The sequence below is a fragment of the Azoarcus sp. DD4 genome (assembly GCF_006496635.1).
Taxonomy (GTDB): Bacteria; Pseudomonadota; Gammaproteobacteria; order Burkholderiales; family Rhodocyclaceae; genus Azoarcus.
The window spans coordinates 4451327-4466995 of record NZ_CP022958.1 but is presented as its reverse complement, the minus strand read 5'-3'; the positions used below and the strand labels follow the sequence as shown (position 1 = coordinate 4466995).

Sequence of the window (15669 nt, the reverse complement as noted above, 5' to 3'; positions counted from 1 at the left end):
CACGCGCGCCACCGCGGCGGCGCGGTCATGCCCGGCGCTTGGCGATACAATCCGGGCCTGACCATCGCACCGGGCCGTCCTCATGAACGATCGCACCGCTCCTCCAGAACGCCGGCTGGACCGCCGCATCCCGCTCGGTTGCTCGGCGTCCATCCTGTTGCGCAGCGGCGAAGTGGTGCCGGCCGAATGCGTCGAGCTGAGCGTGAGCGGAATGACCCTGCGTGCCGCCTATGTGCCCGGCCAGCAGGAGGTGATCGAGGTGGCGGTGGCTTCGCCGAGCGACCGGGTAGACCGGCCGCCGCTGGTGACCAAGCTGCAGGTCAAGCGCTGCCACGCGCTGGGCGACGGACGTTACGAGATCGGCGGCGCCATCGTGCGCGTGGTGGGCTGAGCCAGGCGGTGGCCGCCGTCAGGCGGCACGGCGGGCGAACATCAGCCACAGCGCCAGCAGGGCGGCCGCGCTGAAGTTCAGCAAGGACCAGTTGGCCAGCGACAGGCCGAGGAAGGTCCAGTCGATCGCGCTGCAATCGCCCGCTCCGCGGAAGATCATCGGCAGCGCCGAGGTCAGCGGAAAACTCTCCAGCATGTATTCCAGCCCCGGGCCGCATTCCGGCAGCTCGGGCGGGTAGAGCTGCATCCAGGTCTGCCGTGCGGCCACGCCGGCGCCGGCCAGGGCGGTGAGCAGCATCAGCCCGCCGTAGACCCGGGTACCGCCGCTGCCCGGCCCATGCACCCCGGCGACCAGGGCAATGATGCCCACCAGCGCGAAGGCGTAGCGCTGCATGATGCACATCGGGCAGGGCTCCAGCCCCTGGAAGTGCTGCAGATAGAGGCCGAAGCCTAGCAAGACGGCGCAGTAGGCGAAGAGCGCGAGAAAAAGCGGGCGGGTGTTGCGGGGCAGGGCGGTCATCGGCTGGGTTTGTATGGTTTCGGGTTCGGTAGGCGCGGGCGGGATCGCCCGACGCGTGCGTCGCCGGATTGTAGGCGAGGCGCAGCCTTCGGTCCCGGCGAGCGGCGAAAGTTCCGCGCTCACGTCATGCGGACGGGGTGCCGTCCTCCTCCGGCAGTGCGGCCCGGAGCATGTCGATGAAGGCGCGCGTGCGTGCAGGCATCAGCTTGCGCCCGGGAAAGACCGCCCAGGCGGTGTTCGACGGCAGGCACCAGTCGGGCAGTACCCGGCGGAGTTCGCCGCTGCGCAGGTGTGCCGTCACGAAATAGTCCGGCACCGCGGCGATGCCGCTGCCGGCGCGGGCGAGGCGGACCAGCGTTTCCGGCGAATTCGCGGTGATGCGGCCTGGCGGCAGGCCCTCCCATTGCGCCTCGCCCGACAGCAGCTTCCAGCGTACCGGTTCGCCGTTGCGGCCGAGCAGTTGCAGGGCCTCGTGGCTCATCAGGTCGTCCGGCATCCGCGGCGTGCCGTGCTCGGCCAGGTAGTCGCCCGAGGCATAGAGCCCGTTGGGAAAGCTGCGCAGCCGGCGTGCGGCGAGCGAGGCGTCGTCCGGCAGGTCACCCATGCGGATGGCGAGGTCGAAGTTCTCGCCTATCAGGTCCACCCGCCGCGGCGACAGGTCCAGCTCCAGCGTGATCGCCGGATGCAGTGCGACGAAGGCGGCCAGCATGTCCACGAGCAGCAGGTTGGCGAAGTCGCTCGGCATCGACACCCGCAGCCGGCCGCTGGGCTGGGCCTGGCGGTACTGGGCGAGCGTGGACACGGCATCGACCTCGGCCGCGAGCTGGCGTGCGTGTTCGAGCAGATTGAGGCCGAAATCGGTGAGCGAAAGCCGGCGGGTGGTCCGTAGCATCAGACGCTCACCCAGTTTCTCCTCGAGCAGGGTGATGCGGCGGGACACGGTGGACTTGGGCAGGCCCAGCCGCTCGGCGGCACGGCTGAAGCTGCCGGTTTCGGCAACGCGGGCGAAGATCAGGAGGTCGTTGGCGTCGAATTGTTCCATTTGGAGAACAATGTAATCCGGTTGGCTGTCTTTTTAGCACGGATTGGTGGGAATAGAGTGTGCCCATCGCAGCACACAACCCAGCCGACAACCGAGAGGAAGCCAAAATGAACATCCTGCAAATCAACTCCAGTGCCCGCCGCGAAGGCGCCAACTCCACCCGCGTCGCCAACGACATCGTCGCCCGTCTGCGCGCCGACAATGCCCGCGCCGAACTCAAGGTGCGCGATCTCGCCGTGGAGGCGGTGCCGGTGCTCGACGAGGCGGCTCTCGGCGCGCTCTTCACGCCGGCCGAGCAACGCAACGCCGACCAGGCGGCGCGTGTGGCGCTGTACGACGCGTTGATCGCCGAAGTGCAGGCGGCCGACGTGCTGGTGCTCGGCGTGCCGATGTACAACTTCACCGTGACCGCGCAGCTGAAGAACTGGATCGACGCCATTGCCCGCGCCGGCGTCACCTTCCGTTACACCGAGACGGGGGCGGAAGGGCTGCTGAAGGGCAAGAAGGTGTACGTGGCGCTGGCGCGCGGCGGTATCTACCGCGGTTCCGAGCTCGACAGCCAGGTGCCCTACCTGAAGGCGGTGCTGGCCTTCCTCGGCATGACCGACGTGCATTTCATCTACGCCGAAGGCCTCAACATGGGGCCGGAAGCCGCCGCCAAGGGCTTTGCCCAGGCCGCGGCCGACATCGAGGCCGCGCTGGCCTGAACCTGAACGCGGCGGGTGCCGCAAGGCGCCCGCCGCAACGACCGGAGCAATCGACATGACGACTACCGCAACCCAGATCCGGCCCGAGACCGTGACCCGTCCCCGCGAGGTGGAGCGGCTGGTCGTCGGCAGGCCGACTTCCGACGGCGCCGGGGTGAAGCTGACCCGGGTGCTGACCCAGCCGCTGCAGCGCCGGCTCGACCCCTTCCTGATGCTCGACGCTTTCGGCAGCGACAATCCGGACGACTATATCGCCGGCTTTCCCGACCATCCGCACCGCGGCTTCGAGACCGTCACCTACATGATCGCCGGGCGCATGCGCCATCGCGACAGCGCCGGCCACGAAGGCCTGCTGCAGAACGGCGGGGTGCAGTGGATGACGGCCGGCCGCGGCGTGATCCACTCCGAGATCCCGGAGCAGGAAGACGGCGTGATGGAAGGCTTCCAGTTGTGGCTCAACCTGCCGGCACGCGACAAGATGAGCGCGCCCTGGTACCGCGATATCGCCGCGGCCGAGCTGCCCGTCTTCACGACTGAAGACGGCGTCGCGGTGACGGTGATCGCGGGCGGTAGCCACGGCGTCGAGGGTGCGGTGACGCGGGATGCGACGGCGCCGCTCTATCTCGACCTGCATCTGCCGGCCGGGGCGCGCTTCAGCCAGGCCCTGCCATCGGCGCACAACGCCTTCGTCTATGTGTATCGCGGCGCGGTGCGCATCGGCGAGACGCAGGTGCCGGTCCAGCGCATGGCCATCCTCGCCAACGCGGCCGAGCGCGACGGCGTGGTGATCGAGGCGCTGGAGGCCGACACCCGGGTGCTGCTGATCGCCGGCCAGCCGCTCGGGGAGCCGATCGCGCAGTACGGCCCCTTCGTGATGAACACAGAGCAGGAGATCTATGAGGCACTGGCGGATTTCCGCGAAGGCCGGCTCGGCACCGCCGCCTGAGGCGCCTGCCTGCATTCCTTGTCGGACGCCATCGAGGCCGTTTGTCGCACAAGCGACAAGCGGCCTTTTTCAATATGTTGATCTGTCGGTGTTTTTTCGATGGCACCCGGCTTGCTAAGCATGACAGGAACCCAACGTCTGCAAGGAGCCCGTCATGCCCAAGCCCAAGAAACACGTCCTCGTCTGCGTCCAGGGGCGTCCGCCCGGCCACCCGCGTGGCTCCTGTCAGCAAAAGGGTTGTGGCGAGATCCACCAGGCCTTCCTCGAAGCCTTCCAGGCGCGCAATCTGTGGAACGACTTCGCCGTCACCAACACCGGCTGCCTCGGCCCCTGCATGGCCGGCCCCAGCGTGCTGGTCTATCCCGAAGGCGTGATGTATGGCGGCGTGACCGCGGCCGATGTCGGCGCCATCATCGACGAACACCTGATCGGCGGCACGCCGGTCGAGCGGCTGAAGGTACCGGCCGAAGTCTGGGGTTGATCATGGAAGAAGCCGTCGAACTGCTGCCGGGCGAAATCGTCTTCGCCACCGAGGACATCTACAACGACGGCGGCGTGCCCGACGTCCCCGAAGGTGCGCTGCTGGCCGCTGCCGGTGCGCGCGGCGTCATCGTCAAGGTCGGCCACGTCGAGGCGATGCAGGATGTCGCCATTTACATCGTGCGCTTCCAGGGGGCGGACGAGGTGCTCGGCCCGCCGGTCGGTTGCCTCGGCGAAGAGCTGGTGCGCGAGGAAGCCGCGCCGGCCACCGCCAACTGAGGTCGCCAGCCTATGCGGATCGCCGTGGCCACCCACGATTTCGAACAGGTCTCCGGGCATGCCGGCAAGGCGCGCGAATGGCTGGTGTACGACTGCCAGCCGGGCGCGCCGCTGCCGGTGCCGCAACGGGTGAGCCTGGAGAAGTCGCAACTCTTCCACTACTTTGACGATGTCGGCCCGCATCCGCTGGATGGGGTGAAGCTGATCGTGGCAGGCAGTGCCGGGGATGGCTTCCTGCGCCATATGGGCAAGCGCGGCGCGGAAGTGCTGCTCACCGGCGAGTCCGACCCGCAGGTGGCCTTGCAGAAACTGATCGCCGGCGAAGCCCTGGCCGATACGCGCTTCGATCCGACCCGCGCCCTGTGCGCCTTGCGTGACCTCTTTTCGCGTCACTGACTGAAACGCCGGGTGGCATTGCGCCCCCGGCGATCCGCTCTGCCGGCCATCGGGAACCCTGCCATGCCACGCTCCGTCCTTGCCGATCACGAACTGGCCGCGCTGATGGCCGACGACGTCCCTTGCGGCGATCTCACCACCGATGCCCTGCGCATCGGCCCGCGCAGCGCGCAGCTGAGCTTCATCGCCCGCCAGCCGATGACCGTGTGCGGCGTGGAGGAGGCGGCGCGGATGTTCGAGCTCGCCGGCGCCGCGGTGAAGGTGGAGCTTTCCTCCGGCGACGTGCTCAGCTTCCAGTCGCCCATCCTCTCGGCCGAGGGCCAGGCCGAAGTGCTGCACAGCGTGTGGAAGACCGCGCAGGTGCTGATCGAATGGGCCAGCGGCATCGCCAGCAGCGCATCGGCTATCGTCGAGGCGGCGCAGCACGACGGCCGCCGCGTCCCGGTGGCCTGTACCCGCAAGACGGTGCCGGGCACCAAGGCGCTGTCGGTGAAGGCGGTGCGGTGCGCCGGCGCCAGCATGCACCGGCTGGGCCTGTCTGAAACCCTGCTGGTGTTCCCCGAGCACCGCCTGTATCTCGACGAAGCGCCAGCGGTCACCATTGCACGGCTGCGTGCGGCTGAAGCCGAAAAGCGCATCGTGGTGGAGGTCGGCTCGGTGGACGAGGCGCTGGTATGGACCGAGGCCGGCGCCGATGTCATCCAGCTCGAGAAGTTCCCGCCCGAGCGGGTGGCGGAGGTTCGCGCGGCCATCGCCCACAGTCGCCTGCGTCCGCTGCTCGCCGCGGCCGGCGGCATCAAGGCCGACAATGCCGGCGCCTACGTGGCGGCGGGGGCTGATGTGCTGGTGACGTCTGCGCCGTTTACTGCCGCGCCGCGGGATGTGAAAGTGACGTTCTTCCGGGATTGAGGATCGAACCCTCGTCTTCGAGGGAGTGCAGCAAGGGCTGCCACATTCGTCGTTTGCCGCCCGCTGAAGTACAGGAAACCGGAACCCTTCAGGGCGGGATGCTTTGCCCCTCCCCTTGAAAGGGGAGGAACAAAGTTCGTCTCACCCCTCGCGCGCCAGCGCTGCCAGCGCTGCCACCTGGGCGCGGATCGGTTCCGGCACCGCCTGTTCGCCCGCCAGCATGGCGCGGATGCAGGCGACGTTGTCGGCGATGGACGGGCTGTCGGGCAGGCCGGCCAGCGGCGGCGCGCCGCCTTCTTCGCCGATCACGCCGATCTGCGCGATGCCGTCGCGGAACACCTGCATTTCCGGCGTGCGCCGCGGATTCGCGTAGGCCTCGCCTTCGGTGCCGCGCAGCAGCATGGCGCGACCGCCGTCCTCGCGCAGGAATTCGCCCATGCGGTCGAGGTATTCGGGGTGCGTCACTGCCACCACCCGCACGCTATGGCCGCGGCAGGGGTCGATCAGCTTGGCCATGATGTGGCCGCTGCCGCGCAGCCCGAAGCGGGTGCGCAGCGCCAGCAGCTCGGCCATGCCGGGTAGCATCTGTTCGACACGCAGGCAGGCGAGGCGCGTCGTCGCCAGTTGGGCGGCGGCTCCGGCGGCATCGGCGGCCGGATGGATGGCGAGCGCCGCCAGCAGTTCGAAGGGGCTGACGCGGGATTCGAAATCGTGCCGGCCCTGGATCAGTACCGGTACGCCTTCGCGCGCCAGCAGCAGCGCCACCAGGGGCATCAGGTTGGGCTGGCGGCGCGCGCCGTTGTAGGTCGGCAGCACCACGCAACGCGGGCCCTCGGGCACGGCGACCTGGGCGGTGCGGGCGTCCATCGCGCGCTTGAAGCCGAGCAGTTCGGCAAGCGATTCGCTCTTGACCCGCAGCGCAATCAGGATGGCGCCGAGCTCGAGATCGGGCACGCGGCCGTCGAGTATGTCGCCGAACAGGCTTTCCGCCTGGGCAACGTCCAGCGGCCGGGCGCCCTTGGCGCCACGGGCGATTTCCTTGATGATTGGGGCGTAGCTCATGGCGGCATTATCCGCGCATGAGGAGCGGCCGGGAACCCGCGGCCGCAGCCTTTTTCCCCTCTTTCCCGTTTCTCCCGGAGCCTAGCGATTATGGAAGTCGGATTCATCGGACTCGGCCTGATGGGCCGCCCCATGGCCTTGAACCTGTTGAAGGCCGGCCACACGGTGCATGTGTGGAGCCGGCGGCGCGAATCGATGCAGCCGCTGCTCGAAGCCGGTGCCGGCGATTGTGCCAGCGCGGCGGATGTTGCGCGCCGCGCCGCGGTGACCATCAGCATGGTGGCCGACGCCCCCGACGTCGAGCAGGTCACGCTGGGCGAAGCCGGCGTCGCCAGCGCCGCGCGCGCCGGCCACATCCATGTGGACATGAGCACCATCGCGCCGGCCGCGGCGCAGGCGATTGCCGCCCGGCTGGCGGAGCGCGGCGTCACCATGCTGGACGCGCCGGTGTCCGGCGGCGAGGTCGGCGCGATTGCCGGCAGTCTGACCATCATGGTCGGTGGCGATGCGGCCGCCTTCGATACCGTGAAACCGGTGTTCGAGGCGATGGGCAAGTCGGTCAACCGCATTGGCGGCGCCGGCGCCGGCCAGGTCGCCAAGGCCTGCAACCAGATCCTCACCGGTGTGGGCGTGGCGGCGGTGGCCGAGGCGCTCAACTTCGCCACCCGGAGCGGCGTCGACGCCGGCAAGGTGCGCGAGGCCCTGCTCGGCGGTTTCGCCTATTCGCGCATCCTGGAGAACCACGGCCAGCGCATGCTGGACCGCAACTTCCGTCCCGGCTTCAAGGCCTGGATGCACCAGAAGGACATGCGCATCGTGATGGAAGAGGCACACCGGCTCGGCCTGGCACTACCTTCGTCAGCGGCGACCGCGCAGATGTTCAACGCCATGGTGGGCAGCGGCCTCGGCGAGGACGATTCGATCGCCATGCTGAAGCTGCTCGAACGCATGAGCGGCGGAGCGGGCGAATGAAGGTCGGCTTCGTTGGCCTGGGCGTGATGGGCCGGCCCATGGTCGGCCATCTGCTCGCGGCCGGGCACGAGGTGGCGGTGTGGGCACGGCGGCCCGCTGCCGCGCAGGCCCTGATCGCCGACGGCAGGTTCGCAGGCGTCGAACTGTGCACCACGCCGGCCGAACTGGCGGCGCGCAGCGAGGTGGTGATCAGCATGGTCACGGCCAGCAGCGACGTCGAGGCGCTGGCCTTCGGCGCCGACGGGCTGGCCGCCGGGTTCGCTCCGGGCGCGATCCATGCCGACATGAGCACCATCGCGCCCGCCACTGCGCGTGCGCTGGCGGCGCGTTACGCGGCGCAGGGCGTGGGCTGGCTGGATGCGCCGGTATCCGGCGGCGAGATCGGCGCGCGCGACGCGACGCTGGCGATCATGGCTGGCGGCGAGGCGGAAACCCTGGTGCGCGTGCAAGCGCTGTTCGCGGTGCTCGGCCGTACTGTGGTGCACATCGGCCCGGCCGGCGCCGGCCAGGTCGCCAAGGCCTGCAACCAGATGATCATGGTGTCGGCCATCCAGGCCTGCGCCGAGGCGATGCATCTCGCCAATGCCCATGGCGTCGACCTCGCCGCGGTGCGACGCGCGCTGATGGGCGGTTCTGCCGCCTCGCGGGTGATGGAGGTGATGGGCGAGCGCATGGTGCGACGCGACTTCCAGGCCGGCATCGAGGCGCGCCTGCACCACAAGGATTTCGCCATCCTGATGAACGAGGCGGTCGGGCTGGGCACGCCGCTGCCGATCGCGGCGCAGGTGTGGCAGCAGCTCAATGCGCTGATGGCGCAGGGTATGGGGCGGGACGACACCGCCAGCCTGCTGCGCGTGCTCGAAGGCGAATCGATGCGGGAGACGTGCGGCAATGCGTGACGGCCGCTGGTTGCTTGCCGCGCTGCTGGTGCTGCTGCTGCCCGGTTGCGCGGTGATTGCGGTGGCCGACGCGGTGGTGACCGTCGGCGCGACGGCGGTGAAGGCCGGCGCCGTCGTGGCGGGGGCCGCGGTGGATGTGGTCGGCGCCGGCATCGATGCGGCCACCGATGATGACGAGGACGAGGAGGACGAGGAGGAGGCCGGCCGCAAGGACGCCGGCGAGCAGTCCGGGCGCGGTCGTCCGGACTAGCGTCTGCCGTCCTCGTCGGCCCGCTGCGGCCGGCCGTACCAGCGGAAACGTTCGATCACCTCGTCCATTTCTTCGTCCGACAGCAGCACCGGTGCGCCGAACTGACAGGTGCGCCAGTACTGTTCGCACAGGGTTTCGAACTCGACCGCCTGCGCCAGCGCGTGGTCGAGATCGCGGCCGTACACCAGCATGCCGTGGTTGGCGAGCAGGCAGGCGCTGCGGCCCTGCAGCGCAGCGATGGCGGCAGCCGACAGCGCAGGCGTTCCGAAGGTGGCATAGCGCGCGCAGCGGATGTCGCGGCCGCCGAAGCGGGCGATCATGTAGTGGAAGGCCGGGATGTCGATACGCTGGCAGGCGAGCGCCGTGGCGAACGGCGAATGCGCGTGCAGCACCGCGCGCGCCTGCGGAAAGGCGGCATAGACGTCGCGGTGGATCTGCCATTCGGACGAGGGGGCGAGCGCCGGTGAGCCGGGCGCCGGGCTGCCGTCCATGTCCAGCGGCACCATGTCGTCGGCGTGGCAGGCCTCGGCGGCCAGGCCGCTCGGCGTGATCAGCAGGCCGTCGGCCAGCCGCACGCTGGCATTGCCCGAAGTGCCAACGTTGAGGCCTGCGCTGGTCATCGCCCGCGCGGTGGCAAGCAGCGGATGGCGGAGCAGGTCGGCATCGGTATTCATGATCCGGCTTCCGGGTAGAGGCTGTGCAGCGCGTTGGGCGGCGCGATGCCGCGTTCGGTGATGATGCCGGCGATGAGCCCTGCCGGCGTCACGTCGAAGGCGGGGTTCACCGCGGCGGTGGAATCCGGCGCGAGCTGCAGTTCGACCGGTTCGCCATCGGCCCCGGCGGCGCGGATACGGCAGACCTCGGCGGCTCCACGGTCCTCGATAGGGATGGCGGCGCCGTCTGCGCAGGCGAAGTCCAGCGTGGAATGCGGTGCGGCGATGTAGAAGGGCACGCCGGATGCGTGCGCCGCGAGTGCCTTGAGATAGGTGCCGACCTTGTTGGCGCTGTCGCCGTTGGCGGCGATGCGGTCGGCGCCGGTGATGACGATGTCCACCTCGCCGCGCATCAGCAGCAGGCCGGCGGCATTGTCGGCGATCAGCGTGTGCGGCACGCCGGCCTCGCTCAGTTCCCAGGCGGTGAGCAGGCCCTGGTTGCGCGGGCGGGTCTCGCTTACCCAGACTTCCACTGCGATGCCCGCTAGGTGCGCCGCATAGACGGGCGCCAGCGCGGTGCCAGCGCCGAGCGTGGCGAGCCAGCCGGCGTTGCAATGGGTCATCACCCGGACCTTGCCGCGACGCTCGGCGATGGCCTGCAGCAGCGGCAGGCCGTGAAGGCCGATCGCTTCGCAACAGGCGTCGTCGTCGGCGCAGATCGCGGCGGCTTCGGCCCAGGCCGCCTCGGCGCGCGCTGCGGGCGGCAACGGCTGCAGCCTTCCCTGCATGCGTGCCAGCGCCCACTGCAGGTTCACCGCAGTGGGCCGGGTGGCGGAAAGGCAGCGGTGGGCGTGGGCCAGCGCGGCGTCGGACGCATCGCCGCCGCCGAGCGCCAGCGCCACGCCATAGGCGGCGGTGCCGCCGATCAGCGGCGCGCCGCGCACCCACATCGCCCGGATGGCTTCGGCGGCATCGTCCAGCGTGCTCAGGCGGCGTTGCTCGCAGCGCCAGGGCAGGCGGGTCTGATCGAGGATGAGGACGCTGTCGCGGTCGCGGCACAGCGTGGGGACGGGCTGGGTAAAGCGGGTGGCGGTCATGATCGCGGCCGGGCTGCGGGAAGGGAGCCGAATGTGCCAGCGCCGCCGTCCCTTCGCAAGCGCCGGCGTCGTTTCGGGCGCAGGGGCTGCAGCGCATCGGCGCCGGCTCTGAGACAATGGCGGCCTGTTCCAGCCCGGTCTTCCCGCAGCCATGCCTCACTTCCCCGCCCAGATCCACTCGCGCCTGCCGCATGTCGGCACCACCATCTTCACCGTGATGTCGCGTCTCGCGCAGGAATGCGGTGCGATCAACCTGTCGCAGGGCTTCCCCGATTTCAACGCCGAAGACGTGCTGTTCGAACGCGTGGCCCACTGGATGAAGAGCGGCTACAACCAGTACGCGCCGATGGCCGGCGTGCTGCCGCTGCGCGAAGCCATCGTCGCCAAGGTCGCCGCACTCTACGGCACGGCCTACGACGCCGAAACCGAGGTGACCGTGACCGCCGGCGCCACCCAGGCCTTGTTCACCGCGATTGCGGCCTGCGTGCATCCGGGCGACGAGGTGATTGTGTTCGAGCCGGTGTACGACTCCTACGGCCCCGCGATCGAACTTGCCGGCGGCAAGATCGTGCGCATGCGGCTGGCCGCACCCGACTACCGGCCCGACTGGGCGGCGGTGGCGGCGGCGATCACGTCGCGCACCCGGATGATCATGATCAACTCGCCGCACAACCCCACCGCCACGGTGTGGTCGGCGGCGGACTACGACCACCTCGCCGGGCTGGTGCGCGGCAGCGGCATCATCGTGGTGTCGGACGAGGTCTACGAGCACATCGTGTTCGACGGCCAGCGCCACCTGAGCTGCGCCGGTCATGCGGAACTGGCGGCGCGCAGCATCGTGGTGTCCAGCTTCGGCAAGACCTATCACATCACCGGCTGGAAGGTCGGCTACGTGGTGGCGCCGCGCGAGTTGATGGCGGAATTCCGCAAGGTGCACCAGTTCAACGTGTTTACTGTGAACACGCCGGTGCAGTACGCGCTCGCCGACTACATGGCCGACGCCTCGCGCCACCTCGGCCTGGCGGCCTTCTACGAGGGCAAGCGCAATGTGTTCCGTGACGCGCTGGCCGCCTCCCGCTTCGAACTGCTGCCTTCGCGCGGCACCTATTTCCAGCTTGCCCGCTACGGCGCGATCTCGGACGAGCCGGACGTCGATTTCTGCAACCGCCTCACCCGCGAGGTCGGCGTGGCGGCGATTCCGGTGTCGGCCTTCTTCGCCGACGGTCGCGACGAACGGGTGATCCGGTTCTGCTTCGCCAAGAACGAAGCCACGCTCGCGGCGGCCTGCGAGCGGCTGATCAAGGTCTGATCCGGCCGGTCCGGGTGCTAAACTTCAGCGGCTCCATTTCATCCGTTACGGATTTTCCGCCGTGCGCAACCTGCTCCTTTTTGTATTGATCCTGGTCGGCATCTGGTGGCTGCGGCGCGTCCTCGGCCCCAAATCACGCGGCGGCGGTGCCGGCGCTTCGCGTGGCGGACAGGGCAAGGCGCCAGCCGGGGAGGGCGCGATGGAACGCATGGTCGAATGCGCCCACTGCGGCGTGCATGTGCCCGAGAGCGAAGGCGTGAGCGATGCGGGGCGCTTCTACTGCAGCGAGGCGCACCGGCGCCTGGGTCCGGGCCGGGGCCGCTGACATGGGCGGCAGCATGACCGCCGACATCGATCCTTCGCGCAGGCTGTCGCTGCGCTACTTCAATCTTTTCCGGTTGATCATTGGCGGGCTGTTCGTCGTCGTCGGCGATGAGCTCGACCTCGGCTCCGAACACCGGCTGGCCTACAACATCGCCGCCTTCGGCTACGTTGGCGCGGTGCTGGCCCTGGGTTTTCCGGACATGACGCGGCGCTTTGGCATCGACCGCGTGATCTTCATGCAGGGCGTCATCGACCTCTGCCTGCTGGCCACCATCATGTGGGCGAGCGGCGGCTATCGCAGCGGCATGCCGGTGCTGATGATGGTGATCCTGGCCGGCGCAGGTCTCGTCGCCGAAGGTCGCACGGTGCTGTTCTTTGCCGCGCTCACCACGGTGCTGGTGCTGGGCGAGAACGTCTGGCGCTACCTCAAGGCGGCGCAGCCGACCGACTTCTTCCAGGTCGGCATGGCCTGCATCGGCTTTTTCGGCATTGCCATCGTCGCCCGCCTGCTCGCGCTGCGCGCCAAGGCCAATGCCTCGCTCGCGGCCGAGCGCGGCCGGGCGCTGGCCAAGCAGCAGGCGGTGAACGAACGCATCATCCGCGACATGCAGGACGGCGTGATCGTGGTCGGCGAGGACGGCCGGGCGCGCCAGGCCAATCCGCAGGCCTCGGCCCTGCTCGGCCTGCAGGCGGTGGAAGGGCTGGCGCTGGTCGATGTCGATCCCGCCTTCGATACCCTGATCGCCTGCGGCGCCACGGTCGACAACCGCCTGCTGCGGCTGGGCCCGGGCGGGCGGCTGCTGCGCTGTCGCACCGTCTGCGGCGAGCCGGGCAGCGCCGCGGCGGGCGAAACCCTGGTGTATCTCACCGATTTCGAGGAAGTGCAGCGCCAGATGCAGCAGGTGAAGCTCGCCGCGCTCGGCCGGCTCACCGCCAGCATGGCGCACGAGATCCGCAATCCGCTGTCGGCCGTCACCCAGGCAGCCGAACTGCTGACCGAGGAAAAGCGCACCGACATGCAGCTGCGGCTGGCGCGCATCATCAACGACAACGCCCACCGCATCGAACGCATGATCCGCGACGTGCTCGCGCTCGGCCGCCGCGAGCATGCCGAACCGGAGGCCGTTGCCCTGGCCGCCTTCATCGACGAGCTGATCGACGCGCTGGCGCTGCGCGGCGAGGACGAGCGCGCCATCTTCGCGGTGGACGTGGCCGGATCGCTCACGCTGGCGGTCGATCGCGCGCATCTGCACCAGATACTCGACAACCTCCTCACCAACGCCCGCCGCTATTGCAGCGGCCAGCCGGCGGCAGTGCGCGTGCGCGCCGAACTGCTGCCGACGGGGCGGGTGGCCGTGCACGTGCAGGACGACGGCCCCGGCATCGACGACAACACCCGCGCCCACCTGTTCGAGCCCTTCTTCACCACGCACCCCAAGGGGACTGGCCTCGGGCTGTACATCGCCCGCGAACTCGCCGAGGCCAACGACGCCACGCTGGAACTACGGACGAGCGCCGCCGGCGCCCACTTCGTGCTTACCGGAAGCTGCCGACCATGAGCCAGATCGAACGCCGTACCCGCCCCAGTTCGAGCGAAGTGCTGGTGGTGGACGATGAAGAGGACATCCGCGAACTGATCGCGCTGTCGCTGCTCAGGCTGGGGCTGGCCTGCGACACCGCCGGCTCGGTGGCCGAGGCGAGGGCGCTGCTGGACAGCCGCCGCTACCGCCTGTGCCTGACCGACATGCGTCTGCCCGACGGCGACGGCCTCGAACTCGTCGAGACCATACAGGCACGCTACCCCGGCCTGCCGGTGGCGGTAATCACCGCCTTCGGCAGCATCGACACCGCGATCCGCGCGCTCAAGCTCGGCGCCTTCGACTTCGTCACCAAACCGGTGGAGCTGAAGGCCCTGCGCGAACTCGTGACCCACGCGCTGCGGCTCGACGCCAAGGCGGAGCCGGCCGAAGCATCGAACGGCCGCCGGCTCATCGGCAGCTCGGCGGCGCTGGCCCAGTTGCGGGTGCAGATCGCCAAGCTGGCGCGCAACCAGGCGCCGGTCTTCATCCACGGCGAATCCGGCACCGGCAAGGAAGTGATCGCCAACCTCATTCACGCGCAGGGCGCGCGCGCCGGCGGCCCTTTCGTGCCGGTGAATTGCGGCGCGATCTCGCCGGAGCTGATGGAAAGCGAATTCTTCGGCCATCGCAAGGGCAGTTTCACCGGCGCCAACACCGACAAGGAAGGCCTCTTCCAGGCGGCGAACGGCGGCACGCTCTTCCTGGACGAAGTGGGCGAACTGCCGCTCGCCATGCAGGTGAAGCTGCTGCGCGCCATCCAGGAAAGGGCGGTGCGCCCGGTCGGTGCCCATGCCGAGGTCACGGTCGACGTGCGCATCCTCTCGGCCTCGCACCGCGACCTCGCCCAACTCGTGGCCGAAGGCAAGTTCCGCCAGGATCTGTTCTTCCGCATCAACGTCATCACCCTGCGGGTGCCGCCGCTGCGCGAACGCATCGAGGACATTCCCGAGCTCGCCACCCACATCCTGCGCCGCCTGGCCGAACGCGAGGGCAGTGCGCCACGGCGGCTGTCGGCCGCGGCCATCGCCCGCCTGCAGCAATATGCCTTCCCCGGCAACGTGCGCGAGCTCGAAAACCTGCTGGAGCGCGCCTGCGCGCTGTGCGACGGGGATGAGATCGGCATGGACGACATCGAGCTCTATCCCACCGAAGGCATCACCCAGTCGCAGATCGCGTTCGACCCGAACCGGGAGCCCGCAGCGGACGATTGCGACGATGACGGCGGCGACGACGAGCGCATCCGCGTCCTGCGGGCGCTGGACGAAACCCGCTGGAACCGCTCGGCGGCGGCGCGCAAGCTGGGCATGACGCTGCGGCAACTGCGCTACCGCCTGCAGAAGTGGGGCATGGAATGAGCCGCGGGCGGCTTGCCTGCCACCATCGAGCAAACCTTGGGAGGCAGGAGGCGGGGCAGTCTTCGGTAACCTATTGCTGGCACGCTGTCGCCGTTGCACTATCTGCTTGTTGTCGATCTGGCGAAGGTGAAACAGATGGCGTATCGGTTCCCGCTTGGCGATGACGAGCTTGCCGCGTACTGCCGAGTGCACGGTATTCGTCGCCTGTCTCTCTTCGGCTCGACCCTGAAAGGCACGGCCCGTGCCCGACAGCGATGTCGATTTGCTGGTCGAATTCGACGTCGACAGGGTGCCGGGCTTGCTCGGCATGGCCGAGATCGAAGCGGAACTGTCGGACCTGCTCGGCAGGATAACGGTCGATTTGCGTACGCCGGGCGATCTCAGCCGATATTTCCGCGATGAGGTGATGCGTACCGCAGAGACACGGTATGCCGCCTGAGGATGAAGTCCGGCTCCGTCACATACTCGAAGCGGCCCTGACGGCGGTCGAGTTTGCCAG

General features: G+C 69.1%; 20 protein-coding genes. 15 read left to right on the top strand and 5 right to left on the bottom strand.

Annotated features, from left to right (window positions below):
* Positions 1 to 82: 82 nt before the first annotated feature.
* Positions 83 to 391 (top strand): PilZ domain-containing protein, encoded by a 309-nt coding sequence (locus CJ010_RS20650; protein ID WP_141019795.1) that lies wholly within the window; start codon positions 83 to 85, stop codon positions 389 to 391.
* Between the two features lie 18 nt (positions 392 to 409).
* Here CJ010_RS20650 and CJ010_RS20645 read toward each other — a convergent pair whose 3' ends face one another.
* Together CJ010_RS20645 and CJ010_RS20640 are read right to left on the bottom strand one after the other, a co-directional pair.
* Complete coding sequence (locus CJ010_RS20645; RefSeq protein WP_141019794.1) at positions 410 to 910, bottom strand: disulfide bond formation protein B; 501 nt, start codon at positions 908 to 910, stop codon at positions 410 to 412.
* Between the two features lie 124 nt (positions 911 to 1034).
* Positions 1035 to 1952, bottom strand: coding sequence for a LysR family transcriptional regulator (locus CJ010_RS20640; RefSeq protein WP_141019793.1), 918 nt, complete (start codon positions 1950 to 1952; stop codon positions 1035 to 1037).
* 107 nt (positions 1953 to 2059) lie between these two features.
* Between CJ010_RS20640 and CJ010_RS20635 the strand changes: the two genes are divergently transcribed.
* The 6 genes from CJ010_RS20635 (at position 2060) to modD (ending at position 5669) form a co-directional block, all read left to right on the top strand.
* A complete protein-coding gene (locus tag CJ010_RS20635) occupies positions 2060 to 2659 on the top strand; it encodes an FMN-dependent NADH-azoreductase (protein WP_141019792.1) in 600 nt (199 codons plus the stop codon).
* 55 nt (positions 2660 to 2714) lie between these two features.
* Positions 2715 to 3605 carry a pirin family protein gene (locus tag CJ010_RS20630; protein WP_141019791.1) on the top strand — a complete coding sequence of 297 codons (891 nt, stop codon included), beginning with the start codon at positions 2715 to 2717 and terminating at the stop codon, positions 3603 to 3605.
* A 154-nt stretch (positions 3606 to 3759) separates the two neighbouring features.
* Entirely contained in the window at positions 3760 to 4086 is a 327-nt protein-coding gene (locus tag CJ010_RS20625; RefSeq protein WP_141019790.1) for a ferredoxin, read from the top strand.
* A gap of 2 nt (positions 4087 to 4088) precedes the next feature.
* A complete protein-coding gene (locus CJ010_RS20620) occupies positions 4089 to 4364 on the top strand; it encodes a nitrogen fixation protein NifZ (RefSeq protein WP_141019789.1) in 276 nt (91 codons plus the stop codon).
* Between the two features lie 12 nt (positions 4365 to 4376).
* The gene (locus tag CJ010_RS20615) at positions 4377 to 4760 is read left to right on the top strand and encodes a hypothetical protein (RefSeq protein WP_141019788.1); all 384 of its coding nucleotides are present in this window, start codon (positions 4377 to 4379) and stop codon (positions 4758 to 4760) included.
* Between the two features lie 63 nt (positions 4761 to 4823).
* Positions 4824 to 5669 carry a ModD protein gene (gene modD, locus CJ010_RS20610; RefSeq protein WP_141019787.1) on the top strand — a complete coding sequence of 282 codons (846 nt, stop codon included), beginning with the start codon at positions 4824 to 4826 and terminating at the stop codon, positions 5667 to 5669.
* Positions 5670 to 5810: 141 nt separating this feature from the next.
* On the opposite strand, the gene ybiB is transcribed toward modD, so the two are convergent.
* A complete protein-coding gene (gene ybiB, locus CJ010_RS20605; RefSeq protein ID WP_141019786.1) occupies positions 5811 to 6731 on the bottom strand; it encodes a DNA-binding protein YbiB in 921 nt (306 codons plus the stop codon).
* A 90-nt stretch (positions 6732 to 6821) separates the two neighbouring features.
* Here ybiB and CJ010_RS20600 point away from each other — a divergent pair, with 90 nt between their 5' ends.
* From CJ010_RS20600 to CJ010_RS25215, 3 genes are read left to right on the top strand one after another with little or no spacing between them, the layout of a single operon-like run.
* Positions 6822 to 7703 (top strand): NAD(P)-dependent oxidoreductase, encoded by an 882-nt coding sequence (locus CJ010_RS20600; RefSeq protein WP_141019785.1) that lies wholly within the window; start codon positions 6822 to 6824, stop codon positions 7701 to 7703.
* Positions 7700 to 8602, top strand: a complete 903-nt coding sequence (locus tag CJ010_RS20595; protein WP_141019784.1) for an NAD(P)-dependent oxidoreductase — start codon at positions 7700 to 7702, stop codon at positions 8600 to 8602. The genes CJ010_RS20600 and CJ010_RS20595 overlap by 4 nt, the downstream gene beginning before the upstream one ends.
* Positions 8595 to 8852 (top strand): hypothetical protein, encoded by a 258-nt coding sequence (locus CJ010_RS25215; protein ID WP_168224875.1) that lies wholly within the window; start codon positions 8595 to 8597, stop codon positions 8850 to 8852. The genes CJ010_RS20595 and CJ010_RS25215 overlap by 8 nt, the downstream gene beginning before the upstream one ends.
* Here the strand turns inward: CJ010_RS25215 and CJ010_RS20585 are convergent.
* Together CJ010_RS20585 and mtnA are read right to left on the bottom strand one after the other, a co-directional pair.
* Positions 8849 to 9526, bottom strand: coding sequence for a class II aldolase/adducin family protein (locus CJ010_RS20585; protein WP_141019783.1), 678 nt, complete (start codon positions 9524 to 9526; stop codon positions 8849 to 8851). The two genes, CJ010_RS25215 and CJ010_RS20585, sit on opposite strands and share 4 nt — an antisense overlap.
* Entirely contained in the window at positions 9523 to 10602 is a 1080-nt protein-coding gene (gene mtnA / locus CJ010_RS20580; RefSeq protein WP_141019782.1) for an S-methyl-5-thioribose-1-phosphate isomerase, read from the bottom strand. The genes CJ010_RS20585 and mtnA overlap by 4 nt, the downstream gene beginning before the upstream one ends.
* Before the next feature lie 151 nt (positions 10603 to 10753).
* Here mtnA and CJ010_RS20575 point away from each other — a divergent pair, with 151 nt between their 5' ends.
* The 5 genes from CJ010_RS20575 (at position 10754) to CJ010_RS20555 (ending at position 15609) form a co-directional block, all read left to right on the top strand.
* Entirely contained in the window at positions 10754 to 11911 is a 1158-nt protein-coding gene (locus CJ010_RS20575) for a pyridoxal phosphate-dependent aminotransferase (RefSeq protein WP_141019781.1), read from the top strand.
* Between the two features lie 61 nt (positions 11912 to 11972).
* Entirely contained in the window at positions 11973 to 12236 is a 264-nt protein-coding gene (locus CJ010_RS20570; protein ID WP_141019780.1) for a PP0621 family protein, read from the top strand.
* A 13-nt stretch (positions 12237 to 12249) separates the two neighbouring features.
* Positions 12250 to 13794 (top strand): nitrogen regulation protein NR(II), encoded by a 1545-nt coding sequence (locus tag CJ010_RS20565; protein WP_240794431.1) that lies wholly within the window; start codon positions 12250 to 12252, stop codon positions 13792 to 13794.
* Positions 13791 to 15170: a sigma-54 dependent transcriptional regulator gene (locus tag CJ010_RS20560; RefSeq protein WP_141019778.1), complete on the top strand. Its 1380-nt coding sequence runs from the start codon at positions 13791 to 13793 to the stop codon at positions 15168 to 15170. Before CJ010_RS20565 ends, CJ010_RS20560 begins: the two co-directional genes overlap by 4 nt.
* A 241-nt stretch (positions 15171 to 15411) precedes the next feature.
* Complete coding sequence (locus CJ010_RS20555) at positions 15412 to 15609, top strand: nucleotidyltransferase family protein (RefSeq protein WP_205754831.1); 198 nt, start codon at positions 15412 to 15414, stop codon at positions 15607 to 15609.
* The last annotated feature ends 60 nt before the right edge of the window (positions 15610 to 15669 follow it).

Bases quoted from the DNA above. Each gene is read 5' to 3' on its own strand.
- CJ010_RS20650 (WP_141019795.1), top strand. From the start codon at position 83: ATGAACGATCGCACCGCTCCTCCAGAACGCCGGCTGGACCGCCGCATC.
- CJ010_RS20645 (WP_141019794.1), bottom strand. From the start codon at position 910: ATGACCGCCCTGCCCCGCAACACCCGCCCGCTTTTTCTCGCGCTCTTC.
- CJ010_RS20640 (WP_141019793.1), bottom strand. From the start codon at position 1,952: ATGGAACAATTCGACGCCAACGACCTCCTGATCTTCGCCCGCGTTGCC.
- CJ010_RS20635 (WP_141019792.1), top strand. From the start codon at position 2,060: ATGAACATCCTGCAAATCAACTCCAGTGCCCGCCGCGAAGGCGCCAAC.
- CJ010_RS20630 (WP_141019791.1), top strand. From the start codon at position 2,715: ATGACGACTACCGCAACCCAGATCCGGCCCGAGACCGTGACCCGTCCC.
- CJ010_RS20625 (WP_141019790.1), top strand. From the start codon at position 3,760: ATGCCCAAGCCCAAGAAACACGTCCTCGTCTGCGTCCAGGGGCGTCCG.
- CJ010_RS20620 (WP_141019789.1), top strand. From the start codon at position 4,089: ATGGAAGAAGCCGTCGAACTGCTGCCGGGCGAAATCGTCTTCGCCACC.
- CJ010_RS20615 (WP_141019788.1), top strand. From the start codon at position 4,377: ATGCGGATCGCCGTGGCCACCCACGATTTCGAACAGGTCTCCGGGCAT.
- modD (WP_141019787.1), top strand. From the start codon at position 4,824: ATGCCACGCTCCGTCCTTGCCGATCACGAACTGGCCGCGCTGATGGCC.
- ybiB (WP_141019786.1), bottom strand. From the start codon at position 6,731: ATGAGCTACGCCCCAATCATCAAGGAAATCGCCCGTGGCGCCAAGGGC.
- CJ010_RS20600 (WP_141019785.1), top strand. From the start codon at position 6,822: ATGGAAGTCGGATTCATCGGACTCGGCCTGATGGGCCGCCCCATGGCC.
- CJ010_RS20595 (WP_141019784.1), top strand. From the start codon at position 7,700: ATGAAGGTCGGCTTCGTTGGCCTGGGCGTGATGGGCCGGCCCATGGTC.
- CJ010_RS25215 (WP_168224875.1), top strand. From the start codon at position 8,595: ATGCGTGACGGCCGCTGGTTGCTTGCCGCGCTGCTGGTGCTGCTGCTG.
- CJ010_RS20585 (WP_141019783.1), bottom strand. From the start codon at position 9,526: ATGAATACCGATGCCGACCTGCTCCGCCATCCGCTGCTTGCCACCGCG.
- mtnA (WP_141019782.1), bottom strand. From the start codon at position 10,602: ATGACCGCCACCCGCTTTACCCAGCCCGTCCCCACGCTGTGCCGCGAC.
- CJ010_RS20575 (WP_141019781.1), top strand. From the start codon at position 10,754: ATGCCTCACTTCCCCGCCCAGATCCACTCGCGCCTGCCGCATGTCGGC.
- CJ010_RS20565 (WP_240794431.1), top strand. From the start codon at position 12,250: ATGACCGCCGACATCGATCCTTCGCGCAGGCTGTCGCTGCGCTACTTC.
- CJ010_RS20560 (WP_141019778.1), top strand. From the start codon at position 13,791: ATGAGCCAGATCGAACGCCGTACCCGCCCCAGTTCGAGCGAAGTGCTG.